Origin of the sequence: Pseudoalteromonas sp. '520P1 No. 423' (assembly GCF_001269985.1) — a bacterium.
Taxonomy (GTDB): domain Bacteria; phylum Pseudomonadota; class Gammaproteobacteria; order Enterobacterales; family Alteromonadaceae; genus Pseudoalteromonas.
The window spans coordinates 3,086,536-3,105,189 of record NZ_BBZB01000001.1; the positions used below are offsets into that span (position 1 = coordinate 3,086,536).

Annotated in this window: 22 protein-coding genes; 10 read left to right on the top strand and 12 right to left on the bottom strand. The window is 35.0% G+C overall.

Annotation, left to right across the window (positions count from 1 at the left end; all coding sequences use genetic code 11):
• Nucleotides 1-25 precede the first annotated feature (25 nt).
• Nucleotides 26-484 (top strand): methylglyoxal synthase, encoded by a 459-nt coding sequence (locus PSA_RS14050; protein WP_042142170.1) that lies wholly within the window; start codon nt 26-28, stop codon nt 482-484.
• Nucleotides 485-489: 5 nt separating this feature from the next.
• Here PSA_RS14050 and yegD read toward each other — a convergent pair whose 3' ends face one another.
• From yegD to PSA_RS14080, 6 genes are all read right to left on the bottom strand, one after another.
• Nucleotides 490-1,854: a molecular chaperone gene (gene yegD, locus PSA_RS14055; RefSeq protein ID WP_042142172.1), complete on the bottom strand. Its 1,365-nt coding sequence runs from the start codon at nt 1,852-1,854 to the stop codon at nt 490-492.
• A gap of 66 nt (nt 1,855-1,920) precedes the next feature.
• Nucleotides 1,921-2,775 carry a DNA ligase gene (locus PSA_RS14060; protein ID WP_052379788.1) on the bottom strand — a complete coding sequence of 285 codons (855 nt, stop codon included), beginning with the start codon at nt 2,773-2,775 and terminating at the stop codon, nt 1,921-1,923.
• A gap of 127 nt (nt 2,776-2,902) precedes the next feature.
• On the bottom strand, nt 2,903-4,093 hold the full coding sequence (locus tag PSA_RS14065) for an amino acid aminotransferase (RefSeq protein ID WP_042142174.1): 1,191 nt from the start codon (nt 4,091-4,093) through the stop codon (nt 2,903-2,905).
• Nucleotides 4,094-4,234: 141 nt separating this feature from the next.
• Complete coding sequence (locus tag PSA_RS14070; RefSeq protein ID WP_042142176.1) at nt 4,235-4,915, bottom strand: GAF domain-containing protein; 681 nt, start codon at nt 4,913-4,915, stop codon at nt 4,235-4,237.
• A 58-nt stretch (nt 4,916-4,973) separates the two neighbouring features.
• Nucleotides 4,974-6,641 (bottom strand): fused response regulator/phosphatase, encoded by a 1,668-nt coding sequence (locus PSA_RS14075; RefSeq protein ID WP_042142178.1) that lies wholly within the window; start codon nt 6,639-6,641, stop codon nt 4,974-4,976.
• A 59-nt stretch (nt 6,642-6,700) separates the two neighbouring features.
• Nucleotides 6,701-7,006 carry an STAS domain-containing protein gene (locus tag PSA_RS14080; RefSeq protein ID WP_042142180.1) on the bottom strand — a complete coding sequence of 102 codons (306 nt, stop codon included), beginning with the start codon at nt 7,004-7,006 and terminating at the stop codon, nt 6,701-6,703.
• 280 nt (nt 7,007-7,286) lie between these two features.
• Here PSA_RS14080 and PSA_RS14085 point away from each other — a divergent pair, with 280 nt between their 5' ends.
• Nucleotides 7,287-7,616 (top strand): translation initiation factor, encoded by a 330-nt coding sequence (locus tag PSA_RS14085; protein WP_042142182.1) that lies wholly within the window; start codon nt 7,287-7,289, stop codon nt 7,614-7,616.
• A gap of 1 nt (nt 7,617) precedes the next feature.
• Nucleotides 7,618-8,418, top strand: coding sequence for a response regulator (locus PSA_RS14090; protein ID WP_042142184.1), 801 nt, complete (start codon nt 7,618-7,620; stop codon nt 8,416-8,418).
• Between the two features lie 34 nt (nt 8,419-8,452).
• Here PSA_RS14090 and PSA_RS14095 read toward each other — a convergent pair whose 3' ends face one another.
• A complete protein-coding gene (locus tag PSA_RS14095) occupies nt 8,453-11,494 on the bottom strand; it encodes an EAL domain-containing protein (RefSeq protein WP_042142186.1) in 3,042 nt (1,013 codons plus the stop codon).
• Between the two features lie 331 nt (nt 11,495-11,825).
• Here PSA_RS14095 and PSA_RS14100 point away from each other — a divergent pair, with 331 nt between their 5' ends.
• The gene (locus tag PSA_RS14100) at nt 11,826-12,983 is read left to right on the top strand and encodes a chorismate mutase (RefSeq protein ID WP_042142188.1); all 1,158 of its coding nucleotides are present in this window, start codon (nt 11,826-11,828) and stop codon (nt 12,981-12,983) included.
• Nucleotides 12,984-13,098: 115 nt separating this feature from the next.
• Here the strand turns inward: PSA_RS14100 and tyrA are convergent, their stop codons facing one another.
• Nucleotides 13,099-14,226, bottom strand: coding sequence for a bifunctional chorismate mutase/prephenate dehydrogenase (gene tyrA / locus PSA_RS14105; protein ID WP_231665263.1), 1,128 nt, complete (start codon nt 14,224-14,226; stop codon nt 13,099-13,101).
• Nucleotides 14,227-14,392: 166 nt separating this feature from the next.
• Here tyrA and PSA_RS14110 point away from each other — a divergent pair, with 166 nt between their 5' ends.
• The 5 genes from PSA_RS14110 to PSA_RS26875 are packed head-to-tail and all read left to right on the top strand — an operon-like array spanning nt 14,393 to nt 16,269.
• Nucleotides 14,393-14,716, top strand: a complete 324-nt coding sequence (locus PSA_RS14110) for a hypothetical protein (protein WP_042142192.1) — start codon at nt 14,393-14,395, stop codon at nt 14,714-14,716.
• A 51-nt stretch (nt 14,717-14,767) separates the two neighbouring features.
• A complete protein-coding gene (locus PSA_RS14115) occupies nt 14,768-14,992 on the top strand; it encodes a hypothetical protein (RefSeq protein WP_042142194.1) in 225 nt (74 codons plus the stop codon).
• A 38-nt stretch (nt 14,993-15,030) separates the two neighbouring features.
• The gene (locus PSA_RS25905) at nt 15,031-15,453 is read left to right on the top strand and encodes a hypothetical protein (RefSeq protein WP_042142196.1); all 423 of its coding nucleotides are present in this window, start codon (nt 15,031-15,033) and stop codon (nt 15,451-15,453) included.
• Nucleotides 15,389-15,856 (top strand): EAL domain-containing protein, encoded by a 468-nt coding sequence (locus tag PSA_RS26870; RefSeq protein ID WP_193216481.1) that lies wholly within the window; start codon nt 15,389-15,391, stop codon nt 15,854-15,856. Before PSA_RS25905 ends, PSA_RS26870 begins: the two co-directional genes overlap by 65 nt.
• Nucleotides 15,844-16,269: an EAL domain-containing protein gene (locus tag PSA_RS26875; RefSeq protein WP_052379790.1), complete on the top strand. Its 426-nt coding sequence runs from the start codon at nt 15,844-15,846 to the stop codon at nt 16,267-16,269. The genes PSA_RS26870 and PSA_RS26875 overlap by 13 nt, the downstream gene beginning before the upstream one ends.
• A gap of 173 nt (nt 16,270-16,442) precedes the next feature.
• Here the strand turns inward: PSA_RS26875 and rplS are convergent, their stop codons facing one another.
• From rplS to rpsP, 4 genes are read right to left on the bottom strand one after another with little or no spacing between them, the layout of a single operon-like run.
• Nucleotides 16,443-16,814, bottom strand: a complete 372-nt coding sequence (gene rplS, locus PSA_RS14135) for a 50S ribosomal protein L19 (RefSeq protein ID WP_042142198.1) — start codon at nt 16,812-16,814, stop codon at nt 16,443-16,445.
• A 19-nt stretch (nt 16,815-16,833) separates the two neighbouring features.
• A complete protein-coding gene (trmD, locus tag PSA_RS14140; protein WP_042142199.1) occupies nt 16,834-17,610 on the bottom strand; it encodes a tRNA (guanosine(37)-N1)-methyltransferase TrmD in 777 nt (258 codons plus the stop codon).
• The gene (rimM, locus tag PSA_RS14145) at nt 17,610-18,134 is read right to left on the bottom strand and encodes a ribosome maturation factor RimM (protein WP_042142200.1); all 525 of its coding nucleotides are present in this window, start codon (nt 18,132-18,134) and stop codon (nt 17,610-17,612) included. The genes trmD and rimM overlap by 1 nt, the downstream gene beginning before the upstream one ends.
• A 17-nt stretch (nt 18,135-18,151) precedes the next feature.
• The gene (gene rpsP / locus PSA_RS14150) at nt 18,152-18,400 is read right to left on the bottom strand and encodes a 30S ribosomal protein S16 (protein WP_042142202.1); all 249 of its coding nucleotides are present in this window, start codon (nt 18,398-18,400) and stop codon (nt 18,152-18,154) included.
• Nucleotides 18,401-18,478: 78 nt separating this feature from the next.
• Between rpsP and PSA_RS25305 the strand changes: the two genes are divergently transcribed.
• Nucleotides 18,479-18,616 (top strand): hypothetical protein, encoded by a 138-nt coding sequence (locus PSA_RS25305; protein WP_157575783.1) that lies wholly within the window; start codon nt 18,479-18,481, stop codon nt 18,614-18,616.
• The last annotated feature ends 38 nt before the right edge of the window (nt 18,617-18,654 follow it).

The window sequence follows — 18,654 nt, forward strand, 5'->3', positions numbered from 1 at the left end:
TATTAAAACATAAAAAGAGAAGCGTATGCAGACAATAAACAAAGTATTACCCGCTAAAAAACACATCGCACTTGTTGCACACGATGGTAAAAAGCAATCTTTAGAGGGATGGTGTGTAAAACATAAAAGTCTATTAGCAGAGCATAAACTCTATGGCACAGGTACCACGGGTAATTTAATAGAACAAGCCACCCAAATACCGGTTGAAAAGCTATTAAGTGGCCCTATGGGCGGAGATCAGCAGCTAGGTGCAAAAATTGCTGAACATGAAATTCATATATTGATATTTTTTTGGGATCCACTTGCTTCACAACCACATGATCCAGATATTAAAGCATTATTAAGATTAGCTGCGGTTTGGAATATTCCGGTAGCATGTACAGAGGCAAGTGCTGACATGCTGTTATCATCGCCTTTAATGACATCAGAAATCTCTCGAGAGATCCCTGATTACCAAAATTATTTAGCGACTAGACTTAATTAATTCGCTTAGCTGAATAATTGCTTTGCCCATTTAGTTAAACCTGCAGTCACACTACCAAAGTGATCACCATTTAACATAGGTATTTCGCCTAAAGCGTGCGTTAATGCCGCTTTTATCAATGGTGATTGTGCACTGCCACCCGTTAAATATATAACATCAGGTTTGCAACCACCTTGCTTAATCGCATCAAGTACTAAACTCACCACTTGAGAGATACTAGAATCAATCGCATTAGCAAGTTCTTGTTGCACAATATTCTTACTTAATTGTGATTCTATAAAGCCTAAATCAGCTAGATGTTCATTCTTTCCCGATAAAGAAATTTTAGCGAGTTCAGCGGTTCTCACTAATTGGTGACCTTGCTTATTTTCTTGTAAAGATAGTAGCCTTCTAAATTTATTTGGCTCATTAACTTCTAGAACAAAGTCATTTAATGCTCTTTGATTTTTAGCGCTATAAAACTCACTTTGTAAAATAACATCATTAATTTTACAGGCATTCCAAAAAGGTTGGTTTGGCATAGGAATGCCCGACTTCAATTTACTTTCAGAACCAAATAATGGCATTAAACCATGATAAGCAAGGTTAATATCTAAATCGTTACCACCAACTCGCTTACCAGTATGTGCTAAAAAGTCACACTGCCTATCATTTTTATCTCGATAAGATGGTCCCATTTTCACTAAAGAACAATCGGTTGTACCACCACCAATATCAACTACCAAAACCGTTTTATCTTCTTCAAGCTTTGATTCAAAATCAATACCAGCAGCTAAAGGCTCAAAAAGGAATTCTACACTGCTAAATCCAGCTCTCATTGCTGCATTATGCAATATGGTCACAGCTTGTTGATTACTCTTTTCGCCACCTATGGCTTGAAAGTTTACAGGGCGCCCTATAACAGTATGTTTAAGTTCAGTTCCTAAGTGAGATTCAGCTCTTTGTTTTAGGGTCATGATCATGGCACAAGCGATATCTTCAAAAAAATCGAGTTGTTGTTGCTTTAAGCCTGTCGCACCAAAAAATGACTTTGGGGATTTAACAAAATGACCTTCCTCAGGGCATTCTATATATTCTGCAATCGCTTCTCTGCCTAAATAAATTTTGCATTCATCATCAGTTAAATCTAAGTTTGATTTAACCATGCCTAAAGCGTTTAGTAATGGCTGTCGCGTTTTTTGATAATCTTGTTTTAGCTCGACAGATTTAATGCCTTTATGTACTTCAGAGACGATCAAACTTGGGTGTAAAGCATATAAAGTTGAAGGTATATAATGATTATCTCCTTCTAAGGGTACTAGGCTAACCTGATTTTCTTGCCATACACCTATGGCACAATTAGAGCTACCGTAATCAAAACCTGCAAACATGAAATACAACCTAAAACTAAAAAGGCTGCGCAAAATAGCATAGCCAAGTTAGTGTAGCAATAACTATTAATATTTAGTGTCTTTAGGTGTGCGTACTCTCATATAGCTTGCAAACTTTGGCACTTTATTTTTAGTCAATCCATGATAACTAAAAGTAATCACATCCCCTATTTTGGGCGGATTTACTCTTTCTAGATCGCTAAAACCACTGCCTATTCTAAACTCTATGCCTAAGTCTGTTTTGACTAATAAAGAACCTAACATGCCTTGAAATTTACCTTTACCAGGAAGATGCGCAATAACGGTCGCTTCAGCATCCATAAAAGGCTTTAACTTTATTAAATTATTACCCCTACCTGAGCGGAATATGGCTTTTTTATAATGTAGTATTAAGCCTTCAGCGCCTTTTGCAACGTATCCATCTAATATGTGATTTAACCCCTCATTAGTACTTATCTCAAATTGCTTCACTGCCACAACATGCTTAAGCGCTAAATTCTTGATCTGTTTTTTATAGTTTTGGTATCTTAAATAAAAAGGCGTGTTTTTATCAGGGGCATCAAACACCATATATTTGATTTTATGCCAATTAAAATCTGCTTGTTTTTTACGTACCGTAGAAGAAATAAACTCAAACTCTCCTCTGGCTGACCATAACTCACCATCTAGCCACATATCTGGTAATTTGGCTGTAAACCAATCTGGTGCATATATTTTATTGCCATCCCGTGTCTTCAGTACTTTTCCATTCCAAATAGCACGAATACCGTCATACTTCTCACTTATAAAATAATCTTTAACATTGATAGCTTGATGGTACTTCATTGCCAATTGCACTGAAGGTTTGATTTTTTCAGTAGCGTAACTTAATGGAGAAAATATAATGGTAAGTAATAAAAGCACACTTATAAATTTAAACATAATCGAATCCTTTCAATAGCTATTTATAAATAAGTTTAGACCCTAAAATGAAAAAAGTGGCAAAAGCCACTTTTTTATATCAATATTTTATCTATGAGTTGTTCATTAAATAAGAAAAGTAACTTTCTTATTTAATTACATCAGCAACCGCTTTTGAGAAATACTCAATATTTGCTTTGCTCACACCAGCTACATTTACACGGCTAGAGCCTACAATGTAGATAGCATATTCTTTTTGTAATCTTTCAATTTGTTCTTTTGTAATGCTTAAGAAAGAAAACATACCATGTTGATGTTTAATAAATGAGAAGTCTTTATCTACATTTTGTGCATGTAAATTATCAACAAGCAAAGAACGCAGACCATTAATGCGATTACGCATTTCTGCTAGTTCTTGATGCCATAAACCAGTTAGTTCTGCACTGCCTAAAATAGTATCAACAATCGTTGCTCCATGTGCAGGAGGCATTGAATAAATACTACGAACAACACTTAATAAAACTGAATTTGATACATCTGCAACGGCGGAATCTTTTGCAATAATAGAACATGCACCAATACGCTCACGGTATAAACCAAAGTTTTTAGAACAAGAAGAACAAATAATCATTTCTTCAACTGTATCAGCAAGTACACGAAGGCCAGAAGCATCTTCATTTAAGCTTGTACCAAAACCTTGGTATGCAATATCAACTAATGGTGTAAAACCAACTTCTTTAGCTAGTTCAGCAACAATTTTCCATTGCTCTTGATTTAAGTCCATACCACTTGGGTTATGACAACATGCATGTAATAGAACAATATCACCTTTAGGCACTTGTTTTAGTGTTGCAATCATTTCATCAAATAATAAACCTTTATTTTCGTAATCGTAATAAGGGTATTCTTTAACAGTTAAACCTGCTGCCTCAAATAAGCTAATATGGTTTGCCCATGTAGGTGTTGTTACCCAAACTGTCGCTTTAGGATTACAACGAACAATAAACTCAGCAGCAACACGTAAAGCGCCTGTGCCGCCTGGTGTTTGCGCTGTGCGTACGCGATTAGCTAAAAGCGCACTGTGTTCACCTAATAATAAAGATTCCATTTTGTTACAAAAACCAAGATCACCGGCTAGACCAATATATGACTTTGAGGTTTCATTTTCTAAACGAAATGCTTCAGCTTTTTTCACTGATTCTAAAATAGGTGTATCGCCTTGCTCATTTTTATATACACCAACACCTAAGTCGATTTTATTTGGGTTCGTATCTTTTTTATACGCAGCCATCAAGCCTAAAATTGGATCTGTTGGTAATGGTTTTAAGTTTGAGAACATTTGGTCATCTCTTTTCATTTATGGGGTTAAAAATATTGTAAAGCAACAATTTTTATACTCATTATAATAACAAAAGCTAAAATCAATGAGTTCAAATGTAGCTTAACATAAACTATGCCGATTGGTCGCTAAACAGAATAATTATGCAGGTAAATAATTTGGTATCAATAAACAGCCAGCAATGAGCAACGCTAATGTATTTTCATCAAAAAAATCAGTTTTAAAAGCTTCGGCGTCAATAATACCTAACATTGCACCTGATGCTGTCAAGATAGGTAAACACACCTCAGATTTTACTTTTGGATCGCAAATATAATATTCACCGCCATTGGCTTGATATGCTTGAATATCATTAATAACACGCCCTTTTTTTGATAGTGCCACTTGAACATTATTACTAATAAGGGAAAAATCAGACGTTAGAGGAAATATAGGTCGACTCGGCGCACCATGATAGGCGAGTTTTACAAGGCCTTGTTCGTTGTTTGTATCACGGTTTTGATATATGCCAAACCAATCAACTTGAGAAGTATTAACGATATAATCAACAATCTGGTTTAACATCTGCATAGAATTAACTAAATTAATATCTATATCTTGATGCTCTGTAAGTAGCACGTTTTTTAGATCAAATGGTTCATCCTGTAAATGTCCAAATAAACTACAACTTCCATCCTCACCTAACTCTGGGATTTTATACTGCCATTGGATATCGCGGCTATGATTTTTTGTATTTAAATATGTTTTAAGGGCTGATAAATGATTATTTATTAATACATGATCACATGTTATTTGTGTTATCTCTAAATATGAAAGCACCATGGACGTCTACACATCTGAATATCTATATCAAAAATACTAACATGGAAATTAGTACTTGTTAAGTACTGCTTGCCCTTTCATTTAAACAATAATTAATATTTATTTTATTACCAATATCGTTAGAAGACACACCTGATGCAATTTCTTCCATTAAACCTAACCCTCTACCATGAGGGTGGGCTTTATTATCTGCTTTATGCTGCTGCTCTGTACAAAACCCTTTACCGGAATCTTCGATTGTAAAAACAATACTTTGAACTTCTGGTTGATATAAAGCTGTAAAATTTAAATATCCTGAATTTAACTCAGCCAATACTTCAGCTCTTTGAATATAATATTCGTAAAATCCCTCTTCAGTATCTTTATTCTGGGAGTTTAAACCTAAAATGCCATGATCAAGCGCATTATTATAAGCCTCTGATAAAATTAGAAATAAGTTTGATCTATGCTCTGAAGCCCCTTCTATACTGCAAACTAAATCAACAAATTGAACAACAGGATCTGATGTTTTTAATTGTTCATGCTCTAACTGAATATTAAAAGTGATGGGTATTTGACTAAAGCTTCTTGGTTCTACATCAGCTAAGGGTGTTGCTTTGCAGCGTATTAGCGCTAAGCTTAAATCATCTTGCTGCTTAATATCGCCGGTAAACTCATAAACTGCATTTACGACATCTTCAATTTTTGCTTGTTTTGAACATGACATAATCTCTAATACACGCTCTTCACCAAAAAACTCATCATTGGGATCAGATGCCTCTATAATGCCATCGGTAAAAACGAGTATGCGGTCAGTATTTTCAACCTCAAAATGCACTATGGTATCTTCAAACTCATAACTTTCTAATATACCTAATGCCATATGTTGAGATTCTAATTCTCTTTTAACTTGTCCGAATTCATCTAGTATATAACCTTCTGGTAGCCCACCAAGCCAAGCATTAACACTTCTACCAGACTTATTAATCTCCAAAATAGTTGCTGCACAAAACATATGCCCAGGTAGTAAATCCGACAACATGCTATTAAGTTCGCTCGCAATATCTCCTACTGTCAGCCCTTTGTGTGCCATGCTATAAAATATTTTAGAAGTTGGTAGTGCTCCAATCGCCGCTGCTAACCCGTGCCCGGTAAAATCACCTAACATGATATATAAGCCCCCTATCGGGCTTGGTGATACTAAAAAAAAATCGCCATTAAACATAGAAGCAGGAGATAAATGATAATCTATGATGTCGGGTACAATAAGGTGTTCGACTAACGCATTTTTAAATATATGTTCAACAATTTCATGCTCTCGTTGAACTTCATTTTGATGTAATTCCAATAATTTCTTTTGCTCAAAACTTTTTTGGCTTAATTCTCTAGTACGCGTATGTGCTTGAATTTTTGCTGATAAAATAATTTTATCAAAAGGTTTACTAATAAAGTCATCACCTCCAACTTCTAAACAACGGGTTAAACTTTTTTGATCATCCAGAGCTGTAATAAAGATAATCGGCAGATAAACGTCGCTTACCTGTTTTTTTATAAGTGGCGCGGCTTCAAAGCCATCCATGATTGGCATCATGACATCTAATAATACGATATCGGGATTGATATCAGAAAATTGCTCTACAGCTTCTTTACCATTAGAAACACAAAAAACCGTATGTGACTCTTGTTCAAGCATAAACTTTAATAAAGTGCAGTTTAATGCTTGATCATCAACAACTAAAATACGCAAATATCGCTCCAAAAATAAATCTAAATGATTGAAAGTATTTTATGAGTTAATTGTATTTCTCAATCAATATCGAATTTTTTATCAAAGCGTGAAATTTGTAATATTTTCTTTATTTGTGGCTTACAATTCGCTATTTGAATACTTGAAACCGAATCCCCTAAGGATTTTTTCATATTCAGCAACATGCCCAAAGCTGAGCTATCCATATATTCTGTTTCACGTAAATCAATTATCACCTTAGGCGATTTATCTCCTATTTCAGAGTATGCAGAACGAAAAGCTTGAACTAAATTAAAGTCAAACTTGCCCTTTATTTGTATTGTGAATAATTTACCATCAGATGAAAAATTTTTGTTCAAACTCATCATATTTTCCTTAATTTAGAAAATGCATATAATTATAAATAGGATATTCTAGCTATAAATAAAGCTGTAAATTGGCTGTTTTTCAACATAAGTTGTAAATTTAAATCATCTTTTGACTTTTTAAATTGATAAAACATAAAAATAACGCGCTAAATCCTTAAACCTGTCGTTCTTATTCCACTATAATATAAAACCTATTTAGAGAGATTTATAATAAATCATAAAGTTAAAATACTTTTATATTCAATTTTTATAATTTCACGACCCTTAAGGTAAATTTATGCAAAATTCTAATTTAGTTTATTCAACAGATTTTGGCCGAATCGAACAACAAAAAGAGCAAAAAGTTGAAGATGTTAAATTATTTAAAGATGGCTTTATTCGAATTGAACGCCAGACAAAAGGCCGTAAAGGTAAAGGCGTTATGTTGGTAGTAGGTATAGATACTAAAGATCATGACCTTAAAAAATTAGCCAAATCGGTTAAAAGCAAAATGGGTCAAGGTGGCGCTGTAAAAGATGGTCTTATTGAAATTCAAGGTGATGACAGAGTTAAACTCAAGGCCATTTTAGAAAGTGCTGGTTTTAAAGTAAAAATAGCGGGAGGCTAACATGATAAACTTATCACCATCAGATCTACATATTCTATTAGTTGAACCTTCTTTAACTCAAAGAAATATAATTATAAAAGAGTTAAATTTAGAGGAGATCACACATATTGACCATGGAAAAAATCACACGGAGGCATTTGAAAAAATTAAATTAAACTCTCCTGATCTGGTGATCAGCAGTTTGCATTTTAATGATGGTAGTGCATTAGATTTACTCACTGCGATAAAAGAAGATGACAGCATAGGTGATGTGCCATTTATGCTAATTTCTAGTGAAACCAGAAAACACGCATTAGAAACATTTAAACAATCAGGTGTCATAGCGATTTTACCTAAGCCTTTTACACGTGAAAATTTAGGTAAAGCAATCAATGCCACCTTAGACATACTCAGTCCACAAGAGTTAGAGCTAGAATTATACGATGTTCACGATATTAAAGTATTAATCGTTGATGACTCCATGCTGGCACGGAATCATATTAGACGTGTATTAACTAATTTAGGCATCCAACACTTTACTGAAGCTGTTGATGGCCAAAAAGCCATTGCCGCTTTAAATGACAAAATGTTTGATTTGATTGTAACTGATTACAATATGCCTGAAGTTAATGGACAAGAACTAGCACAGTTTATACGTAATGAATCTCATCAATCTCATGTGCCTATCTTAATGGTATCATCAGAGGCTAGTGATACACACTTAGCAAATATCGCACAATCTGGTGTTAATGCGATGTGCGATAAACCATTTGAACCTAAAACAGTCAAAAATTTAATTTATCAGTTATTAGATAACCACTAAATACATTGAAGTTTAGAGTAGTAATAGAGTTATTTTAAGTATTTATTAAAGTATTCCTAAACTGCTCTAATTTATTTTCAGCTAAAGGTTGGCTGAAATAATAACCTTGAACAATATAACAACCATTGCTCTCTAAAAACGCAATTTGTTCTGAAGTCTCAACCCCCTCAGCTACCAAATTAAGCTTCAATTTAGTTGCCATGGCGATTATCGCAGCGGTAATGGCCATATCACTTGTATCTTCAGGGATATCTTTTACAAATGATCTATCTATTTTAAGAATATCAACAGGGAAACGCTTTAGATAACTTAATGAAGAAAAACCGGTACCAAAGTCATCAATAGATATTGCAAGACCCAAAGCTTTAAATTCATGGAGCTGCGCTATTGCAACTTCTATATCACCCATTAACATACTTTCAGTTAACTCTAAATGAACATTATCCGCATTTGCACCAGTTTCTTTTAATATTTTTGATAATAAATCGACTAAATTACTATCTTTGAATTGTCTTGCAGATAAGTTAATTGACACATTATTAGCAACATCTTGCTCAACCAACCTAGTTGCAAAGCGGCATGCTTCCCAAAGTACCCACTCGCCTAATTCAACAATGATCCCTGTACTTTCAGCAATTGGAATAAACTTATCTGGCGGTATCATGCCCTTATCTGGGTGAAGCCATCGGATCAGCGCTTCATAACCGACTATTTTCCGTGTTCTACTATCAAGCTGAGGTTGATAATGCAGTTCAAATTGCTTTTCTTTTAGTGCGATCCTTAATTCATTTTCTATCAGCATACGCTCTTTTGCCGCAGCATTAAGATCTGCATTATAAAAATGATATGTATTACGGCCTTTAGCTTTCGCCTCATACATAGCTAAATCCGCATGTTTTAACAATTGGTCTTCTTCTGAACTATCTTCTGGTGCTAATGTAATACCAATACTGGCACTCACAATAACCTCATCATTTACTAATTTAATTGGTTTATTTAATGTTTCTTGAATTGTATTGGCAACCTCGGTCGCTTTTTCTCTATCATTGATACCACTAAGTAATACTGCAAATTCATCTCCTCCTAAGCGCGCGATGGTATCTTCCGCTCTGAGTCTAAATTTAAGTCGGTTGGCGACTTCTAATAGGAGTTGATCACCCGCATCATGACCTAAGGTATCATTAATACGTTTAAATTCATCAAGGTCAAAATAGAATAAAGCAAATGAATAATGGCCTCTCGCAGCCAGTGCCATAGACTTTCTAAGCTGCATTCTAAAAAAGGCACGATTAGATAATCCAGTTAACGTATCATAATATGCTAGTTGCTCCATTTTACGTTGGCTTTCTTTAATAAAACTGATGTCTTGTGCTGACGCGACATAACTGGTTACTGTGCTATCTTCATCTCTGATCGGAGAAATACTCAAAGAAACCCAAATTGCTTTATTATAAATATTTCTAAATAATGTATCGCCACGCCAGTAGTGCCTACTTTTAAGGTCTATCTCAATATCCTCAACCAAAATTTGCATTTCTTGGGCAATGATATTAAGAACGGATGAGCCGATAAGCTCTTTTTCTGAATAGCCTGTCATTTCTGGCATTTTAGGGTTTACATAAACAATATTTAAATCAGCATCAGCAATAACAACAGCACTTCCAGAGAACTCTACCGCCTTATTTAATCTTTTAGCAGCCAATTCTGCCTCTTCTTTTTCTATGATCCTTTGATCTAAGCTATCTAGATGCTTAGTAATTTCCTCTGACATGGTTTTAAAGGCACCATTTAATGCACCTATTTCGTCTTTATTTTCTTCAAGGAAGTCACCTTTTGATTTACCTTTACTTTTACCAAAAGCATTAACTGAATGAACTAAAGTAATAACACGTTTTAGCAATAGCTCATTTAAAGATTGATGCAATAAAATCACAACCAAGGCAGTATAAATTACGAATAAACCAAAAAACTTAATCTCTAATTCATCCAAAGCAGATAAAATCGTTGAGCGCTTTTTATAAACGCCTATATACCAATCTAGCGGATCCATTTTATGAATATTAACTAAATGCACTTCATTTTGCTCAATAAAAGTACTTGGCATATGAGGTAAATCTTTTTTAATGGCTGACTGTACTAATTCTTGTAAATGCTGCGGGATTAAATCATTTGTTACTAACAACTGATTCATATCCCCTTCCATCTTTTCAATCAACTTATTGAACAATGGATGGGATAATATTTGACCTTGCTTATTAAAAATAAAAAATTGTTGCTCTTTATCTGATACAGAAAAATGCTTAATCAAATCCTGAAAAATTAAGTCACTACCTGTAATGCCTAAGAATTCATTTTTGTAATAAAGCGGCACAATTAAGCTAACCACCCACTTATCCCAAATATCATCTCGATAAACAGGAGTCCAAACAGGGCTTCTTGAGGGGTTACTCTGTTCTAATGCCACAGAGTAAAAAATATCATTTGAAAAATTGTGTTCAGGCTCTAATTGCACTGCCCAGTTTGGAGGAGAGATACGTACAAAGTTATCTTTACTAATATAATAAAAATTAAAAAAATCTTTAGTTAAAGTAGGTGAAATGATTTGCCAAAGCACTTCGGTATCATAGAAAAGCTTTTTATATGAATCTGTAAAGTTTACTTCAGGAATATAAGCTGCAGACAAACCATCTAATGCAATACTTCTAACCACGCCTTCCTGTGATGTATCTAATTCAATCTTTTTTTGATTTTGATTAATAAAGTTATATTCGAATAATTGCTGTTTAACAACAAAGTTCGCTTTGGTCGCAATCTTAGTTTTATTATCAATAATTTGATTAAACTGAGTTATAAAGTTATTACCACTTCTCTTTAAAGCTTCTTGTTCTTCAAAAATTAATTGCTTTCGTTCTGATTTCAACATCAAAACAGCAGCGCTCATACCAGCAATTAAACAAATAACTGAAATTAATACTGATAATTTAACGCTAAGAGAATTTCTTCCATAGCGGGATGGTAAACGGCTATACTTCAAAATTAAACCTATGCAATTATTTTTCAAAATGGCTTTTGTCATTAACCCCTTAAATATAAAATAAACGTAGCGTAAACAACACCTTTTTTATATATATAAGTGGTTTAATTTCTGTCAATATTTCATTTGATGGTAAGTGAAAATAATATTCTTGAAATTAAACAAATCATTTATTGACTTATGACGCGCTAATTTTTAAATTAACAGTATGAAACGAATTTATGCACGATTTTTCTTTATGTTTTTTGTACTCCACCCCAAATGGGAGGCGGTTTAGTCACGACATAAGAAAAGTCAGCGACAAATACAAGCCTCCCAAATGGGAGGCTTTTTTTTGCATTAAATTTTTAAAACCGGGAATGAGGAAATAACTATGGCTAATGATGCATTACAAGCATTACGAAAAGATATCAATGAGATTGATTCTGAATTATTAATACTACTGACAAAACGTCGTCGTATTAGTCATTCTGTTGTTGAATATAAAATTTCAAACAACAAACCAATTAGAGATGAACAACGAGAAGTCGCGTTATTAGAAAAGTTAATATCGTACGGAAAGTCTCTTGGTTTAGATGCTTATTATGTAAATAGTGTTTTCCAAACGATTATCGAAGATTCAGTGTTACATCAGCAAGCTATGCTGCAACAGAATATCAACCCAGATATTAAAGGCGAAACTAACCGTGTTGCATATTTAGGCGGTCAAGGCTCATATAGCCAACTTGCATGTCATAAATACTTTAGTCGACGTAGCGATCATTTAGTCGAACTTGGCTGTTCTAGCTTTTTCGAAATTACAAATAAAGTTGAAACCGGACAAGCTGATTTTGGTTTATTGCCAATTGAAAATACTTGCTCAGGTAGTATTAATGAAGTGTTCGACTTATTACAACACGCACAAGTTGCGATTGTTGGTGAACTAACACAATCAATCGAACATTGTTTAATTGCAAAAGAGGGTTTAGAGCTGACTGATATCACTAAAGTATTTGGTCACCCACAACCTTTCACACAATGTAGTCAATTTATTCAGGGTCTAGAAAACATCCAACTTGAATACTGTGATTCAACATCAAGTGCGATCGCTCGAGCATTAGAAACACCAAACAGCGCTGCAATTGCTTCACAACAAGCAGGTATTAAAGCGGGCTTAGAGGTTGTTCAATCTGCGGTTGCAAATCAAGTTGAAAACCATAGCAGATTTATTGTTGTTGCAAGAAAACCAATGCAAACATCAAAACAAATCCCAACTAAAACAAGCTTAATAATGGCGACTAGCCAAAATGCGGGGTCACTTGCTGATGCCTTAATGATTTTTAAACAGCATAAAATCAATTTAGTTAAATTAGAATCTCGTCCAGTACCTGGTAACCCATGGGAAGAAGTATTTTATGTTGATTTGGATGCTAATTTAATTCAAAGCAATACCCAAAAGGCTCTTGATGATTTAAAAGAAGTCACTGAGTATGTAAGAGTGCTAGGGTGCTACCCGAGTGAGTCTATGACGCAAGTAGAAGTAGAGAAGTAAACCTTTTGTTATATAACTGCGCTATTAACAAGCGCAGTTATATACGCAGAGTATTTTATGCTTTTTACCAAAAAACTCCTCGAAGTGGCCTTAATAAAGATGTGAAGGAGATTTATTAATCTAACACCTTAGAGTCATTTGCCTTGTTTAACAAAGCACGACTCTGCTTTAAAAAAGACTCAGCTGAATCCGAGAAGTAGCTTTTCGCATCACTAAACCCTTCGATTAACCCTGCTTTATCACCATTTTTTAATTTAATTAAGGTTTGTTCATATATATCTTGATAATCTTCAAGCAGTGATTCTACATTATCAAATTGTGCCAACATAATATCTGAATACAAACCCGGTGATTGTGCAAACAATCGACCTACCATCATTAACTCTAATTGGTATATTGGCGATGAACAACTCTTGATTTCACGTAAACTATGAGTCTGTTTTGCTAAAAATTGGCCATAAACAAATGTTGTTAAATGGCGCATTACTTGCACGATTTGCATCGCTTCATCATGCTTTTTAGTATCCATCTCAACAAGTTGCGTACCCCAAATTTTAAGCTGAGCGAGCAACATATCAGCTTTTAAATCACCTCTGCCACGACACACTACAATAGTTTGCTTAACCCAATGCGCAATATCAGGACCAAACATCGGATGTAAACCCAAAACAGGTCCTTTATGACTGTTCAACATAGCTCTTACCGGTTTTGCTTTGACACTTGTAATATCAACCAATAAACAATCATCATCCAGTTTTGGCAAGTTTTCGATAATAGCCTCTACTTTATTGATTGGCACGGAGACTAATACTAATTTTGCTCCTGACAAAATTTCAGCTTGAGAGTCATTTTGTTCTTTATCTAAAATCCTGACTTCAATACCAGAGCGTCTCAATTGTTTAGCAAATAACTGCCCCATTACACCTTTACCACCTATGATCACGGCGGGAGATAACTCAGGAGAAACACAGGCTAACTCAGATTGTTGATTTTGGTATGACTCTCTCATCATACGACGTAAAATATCTTCAACTAAGTCACCAGATACACCTTGCGCTTGTGCTTGTGCCCTACGCGCCGCTAATAATTCAATTTCACGTTCTGGAATATAAACAGGTTTTCCTGAGTCTCTTTTTATTTGACCTACTTGTGCTGTAATTTTATTTCTTTTCGCCAAAATGGCGACTAACTCTGTGTCACATGCATCTATTTGTGAGCGAAGCGCTGCTAATTTCTGTTCCAAAACCAAACCCCGTAAACCTAAAGTTACAATTGTACAAATTTATATACAGAAGATACTATCATATTTTATGCCAAGCAAAAGTGATTCTTTTCATTCTAATGCTTGTAGTTAACGGCTTTATATCGAATACTCAATATCAAGAATAACAATATAATAAGGATCATATGTGGTTATTAGCGACTCTAAATCTATTATTTTTTACTTAACCATTATGTTTTTAGGCCTTTGCTTATCTGCTTTAGTCTACTTTTCTCTTTCGAAAGTTCAAAAGTCGACACTCAATTTAGTTGATAATGAAATCCCTACGCTTTCTCAAATAAAAAATGTTGTTGCATTATTATCTGAGCAAGAAAGGTTGTTATATGAATATTATGCAAAGGATGAAAATAATATCTATATTCGACTGCATAACGAAAAAATCAGAGAGTTAGACTCTCAGCTTATTAAGTTAACAATAAAACTTAATAACCCGCAGATGAAAAGCTCATGAATTTCGAAAATTAATCGTATAAAAACGACAGCTCAAGCGTTAACTAAAAATTTGTATTCAGAACAAACACAGTGGCAACTGGCAAGAGATAAATTAGCTGAGATAACATTGATAAGAGAAGCGGCATTACCGCATTTAGATGAAATATTAAATGAATTAAAGCTAAGAGTGGATATGAGTTATCAACACACCCTTGAAGAAATAAATAAAACATCTTGGACCGTAATTGCATTTAGTTTTATATTATTTGTAGGACGATACCTTAGGGCTACCTAGATCATAGCCAAAAAAGCGCGCGTTTAGCACTTTTTCCTATGCGTAACCCTAATCCAATTCTATCTATAAACGAATATAAAGAAATTGTATATGCGAACCCTGCTGCTAAAGCTCTATTAACTTCTATACCAGGCTGCAATAACGAGTTAAATGCCCTGTTACCAAAAAACCTGCATGAAGTCATTCAACATTTAAAAAAACAAACTAAACAAGTCATAAAGATTGAGCATCAATTAAAATCAAAGACTTTATTATGTGAGTTTCACCGGTTAGATGATGTTAACCAGGTTGATGTGCATATCGTTGATATCACAGAGCAAAAAATTGCGAAAGATGAGTTATATTATCAAGCATTTGAATACTCAGATATGCCAAAATACTTCAAGACCTTTTTCCATGATGTTATTAGAGATAAGACAATTCAATGCATTTATGACTCAATGTGGCGAACTATCAATTGAATTAGACTTTGGTGTTGTCGACTACCCCAGTCATGGCAGTAACCCTGATGAACTTCTAAAATACTGTCGTGCGGCTTTGGAGCAAGCAATATCAATTGAACATTCAAGCCTCGTTCTTTATTCTTCCCAATTAGGGGATAAGCTCAATAGACAAGCAACTTTAATCGAAGCACTCAAGTCTGGCATTCAAAATAATGCTCTTTATTTACATTACCAACCTCAGCTCAATTTAGACAGTAATACAATTACAGGTGCAGAGACACTTTGTCGATGGACACTTGAAGGCCAACAAGTCTCTCCAGCTGAATTTATTCCATTAAAAGAACAATCAGGTTTGATTATCCCAATAGGAAACTGGATTTTAAACACGGCATGCTTTCAAGCTAAACAATGGTTAGAATAATTATAGCGGTTAATATATCTCCACGACAATTTAGCCAACCTAATTTTGTTAATTTAGTAAAAGAAATTTTAATACAAAGTAAGCTTCCGCCATGTAATCTGGAACTTGAGATCACAGAAGGTGTCTTAATGCATCAAGAGTCAGGTACCATAGCCATGCTTTTAGAACTAAAACAACTAGGCGTACATCTGTCTATTGATGATTTTGGTACTGTATGTTCATCTTTGCCATATTTAAAACAATTCCCTGTCGATAAGTTAAAAATCGATCAATCCTTTATTTTAGAATCTCATAATTCTAAAAAAGATAGGGATATCGTTCAAACTATCGTAAGTTTAGGTAAAAACCTTAATATGTCACTGATTGCTGAAGGCGTTGAATATAAGCAGCATCAAACTTTTTATCTGATATAGGTTGCGATGAGATACAAGGGTATTATTTTAGTAAATCGATCAACCCTGAAGCATTTACTGAGTTTTATAATAAACATACTTTATAATTATTTAAAATTTTGCCAACAAAAAAGGTCTATATCATAAGATATCGACCTTTTTTATCTGAACTAAATACTAGTACGTATAGAGATCTACTTTCTTTTAGCAGGAAGTTTCTCTTTGATACGTGCAGATTTACCAGAACGCTCACGTAAGTAGTAAAGTTTCGCACGGCGAACTGCACCGCGACGTTTAACTTCAATGCTATTTACTTGTAGAGAGTGAGTTTGGAAAACACGCTCAACGCCTTCACCGTTCGAGATTTTACGAACAGTAAATGCTGAGTGAAGACCACGGTTACGAACAGCGATTACTACGCCTTCGAAAGCCTGTAGACGCTCTTTCTCACCTTCTTTAACACGAACTTTAACTACAACTGTGTCACCAGGACCAAATGCAGGAAGATCTTTTTTAAGCTGCTCTTCTTCAAGCGCTAGGATAATATTTTGATTAACTTTTGACATTATTTTCTCTTTTCTAGTATTAACTGTCATTTGCCGCTAACTCACTATTTTCTTGCTGAAATTCAGCTAATAATTGAGTTTGCTCCACAGTCAGAGCTAGTTTATTCAACAAGTCTGGACGTCTTAACCAAGTTCTACCTAATGACTGCTTTAAGCGCCATTTAGCGATTTTTTGGTGATCCCCGCTGCGTAAAACAGCTGGAACTTGCTTACCATCCAAAATTTCAGGTCGAGTATAGTGTGGGCAATCCAATAATCCATCCGAAAATGAATCTTGCTCCGCCGATTGGCTGTGACCTAACACGCCAGGCACTAATCTCGCTACTGCATCAATTAGTGTCATGGCAGGTAATTCACCACCACTTAAAATAAAATCACCTACAGACCATTCTTCGTCTATATAGGATTCTATAATACGTTCATCTATACCTTCATAGCGACCAGCAACTAAAATCAACTTTTCGTGTTTTGCCAATTCGGCAGCACCTTGTTGATCTAGCTTACGCCCTTGAGGAGACAGATAAATTACTTTTGCACCATCACCAGCTGCAGCTTTTGCATCAGTGATCGCTTTTTTGAGCGGTTCTACCATCATTAACATACCTGGTCCGCCACCATAGGGACGATCATCTACGGTTCTATGCTTATCAAAAGCATAATCGCGTGGATTCCAGCTATTAAAGCTAATAATGCCATTTTTAACCGCTCGACCAGTAACACCAAGCTTAGTGATTGAATCAAACATTTCAGGGAAAAGACTTATCACCCCCACCCACAGTTTAGACTCAGTACTCATTAAAAGCTTGGATCCCAATCTACAGTAATTTCTTTTGCCTCAGCATTAACATTTAAAATAACTGAATCAGTTAAAAATGGTAATAAACGCTCAGACTTTCCAAATCCGTCATTGTTGTTAGCTTTAACAACTAGCACATCATTAGAACCTGTTTCCATCAAGTCATCGACTTTGCCTAAGCTGTAACCTTTATTAGTTACAACAGACATGCCGATAAGGTCACGCCAATAGAATTCACCTTGCGGTAATTCTGGTATTTGCGACTCAGTAACTGTGATTTCACTATGGGTATAAGCCATCGCTTCATCTCTGTCATTAATATTCGCAAATTTGGCTATAAAGCCTTTTCCGCTTCGACGCCAGTCGGCAACTTCAAAGGTCTCCACTTTACCTTGTTGATTAATCAGCCAGGGGCTGAAATCAAAGATCCCTTCGGGATCATCAGTAAATGAATGTACCTTAAGCCATCCTTTTATGCCGTGAGGGGCACCAAGCTTACCTACAACAATAGAATCTTGACTCATGGTTTCACTTACACCTATTAAGCCGCTTTACGAGCGTCTTTTACAATTCTTTTAACGCGATCAGATAAAGATGCGCCTTGACCTACCCAGTGATCAACACGAGCAAGATCTAAACGGATTTTTTCTTCTTGACCACGAGCTAGTGGGTTAAAGAAACCTACTTTCTCGATGAAACGACCGTCACGAGCACAACGGCTGTCCGCTACTACTACCTGATAAAATGGACGCTTCTTAGCACCGCCACGTTGTAAACGAATAGTTACCATATCGTTTTCTACCTATATTTAATGTTTTGATTACTTTCTAACATACTTCCTATTCTCACTTATCGCTTTATAAATAAAGTGACAAGTTCAGATGAAGCTCGCGAATTGTACGTATCTGGTGAAAAAATGCAAGATATTTTTGAGGTTTATCGATTGAATCGTGGAAAATATATAACGGGTTTACAAGGCTTAGTTGAAGTTATATGTGGCGTATAAGCATAACCTATACACCATTACGAGATATAAAAATTATA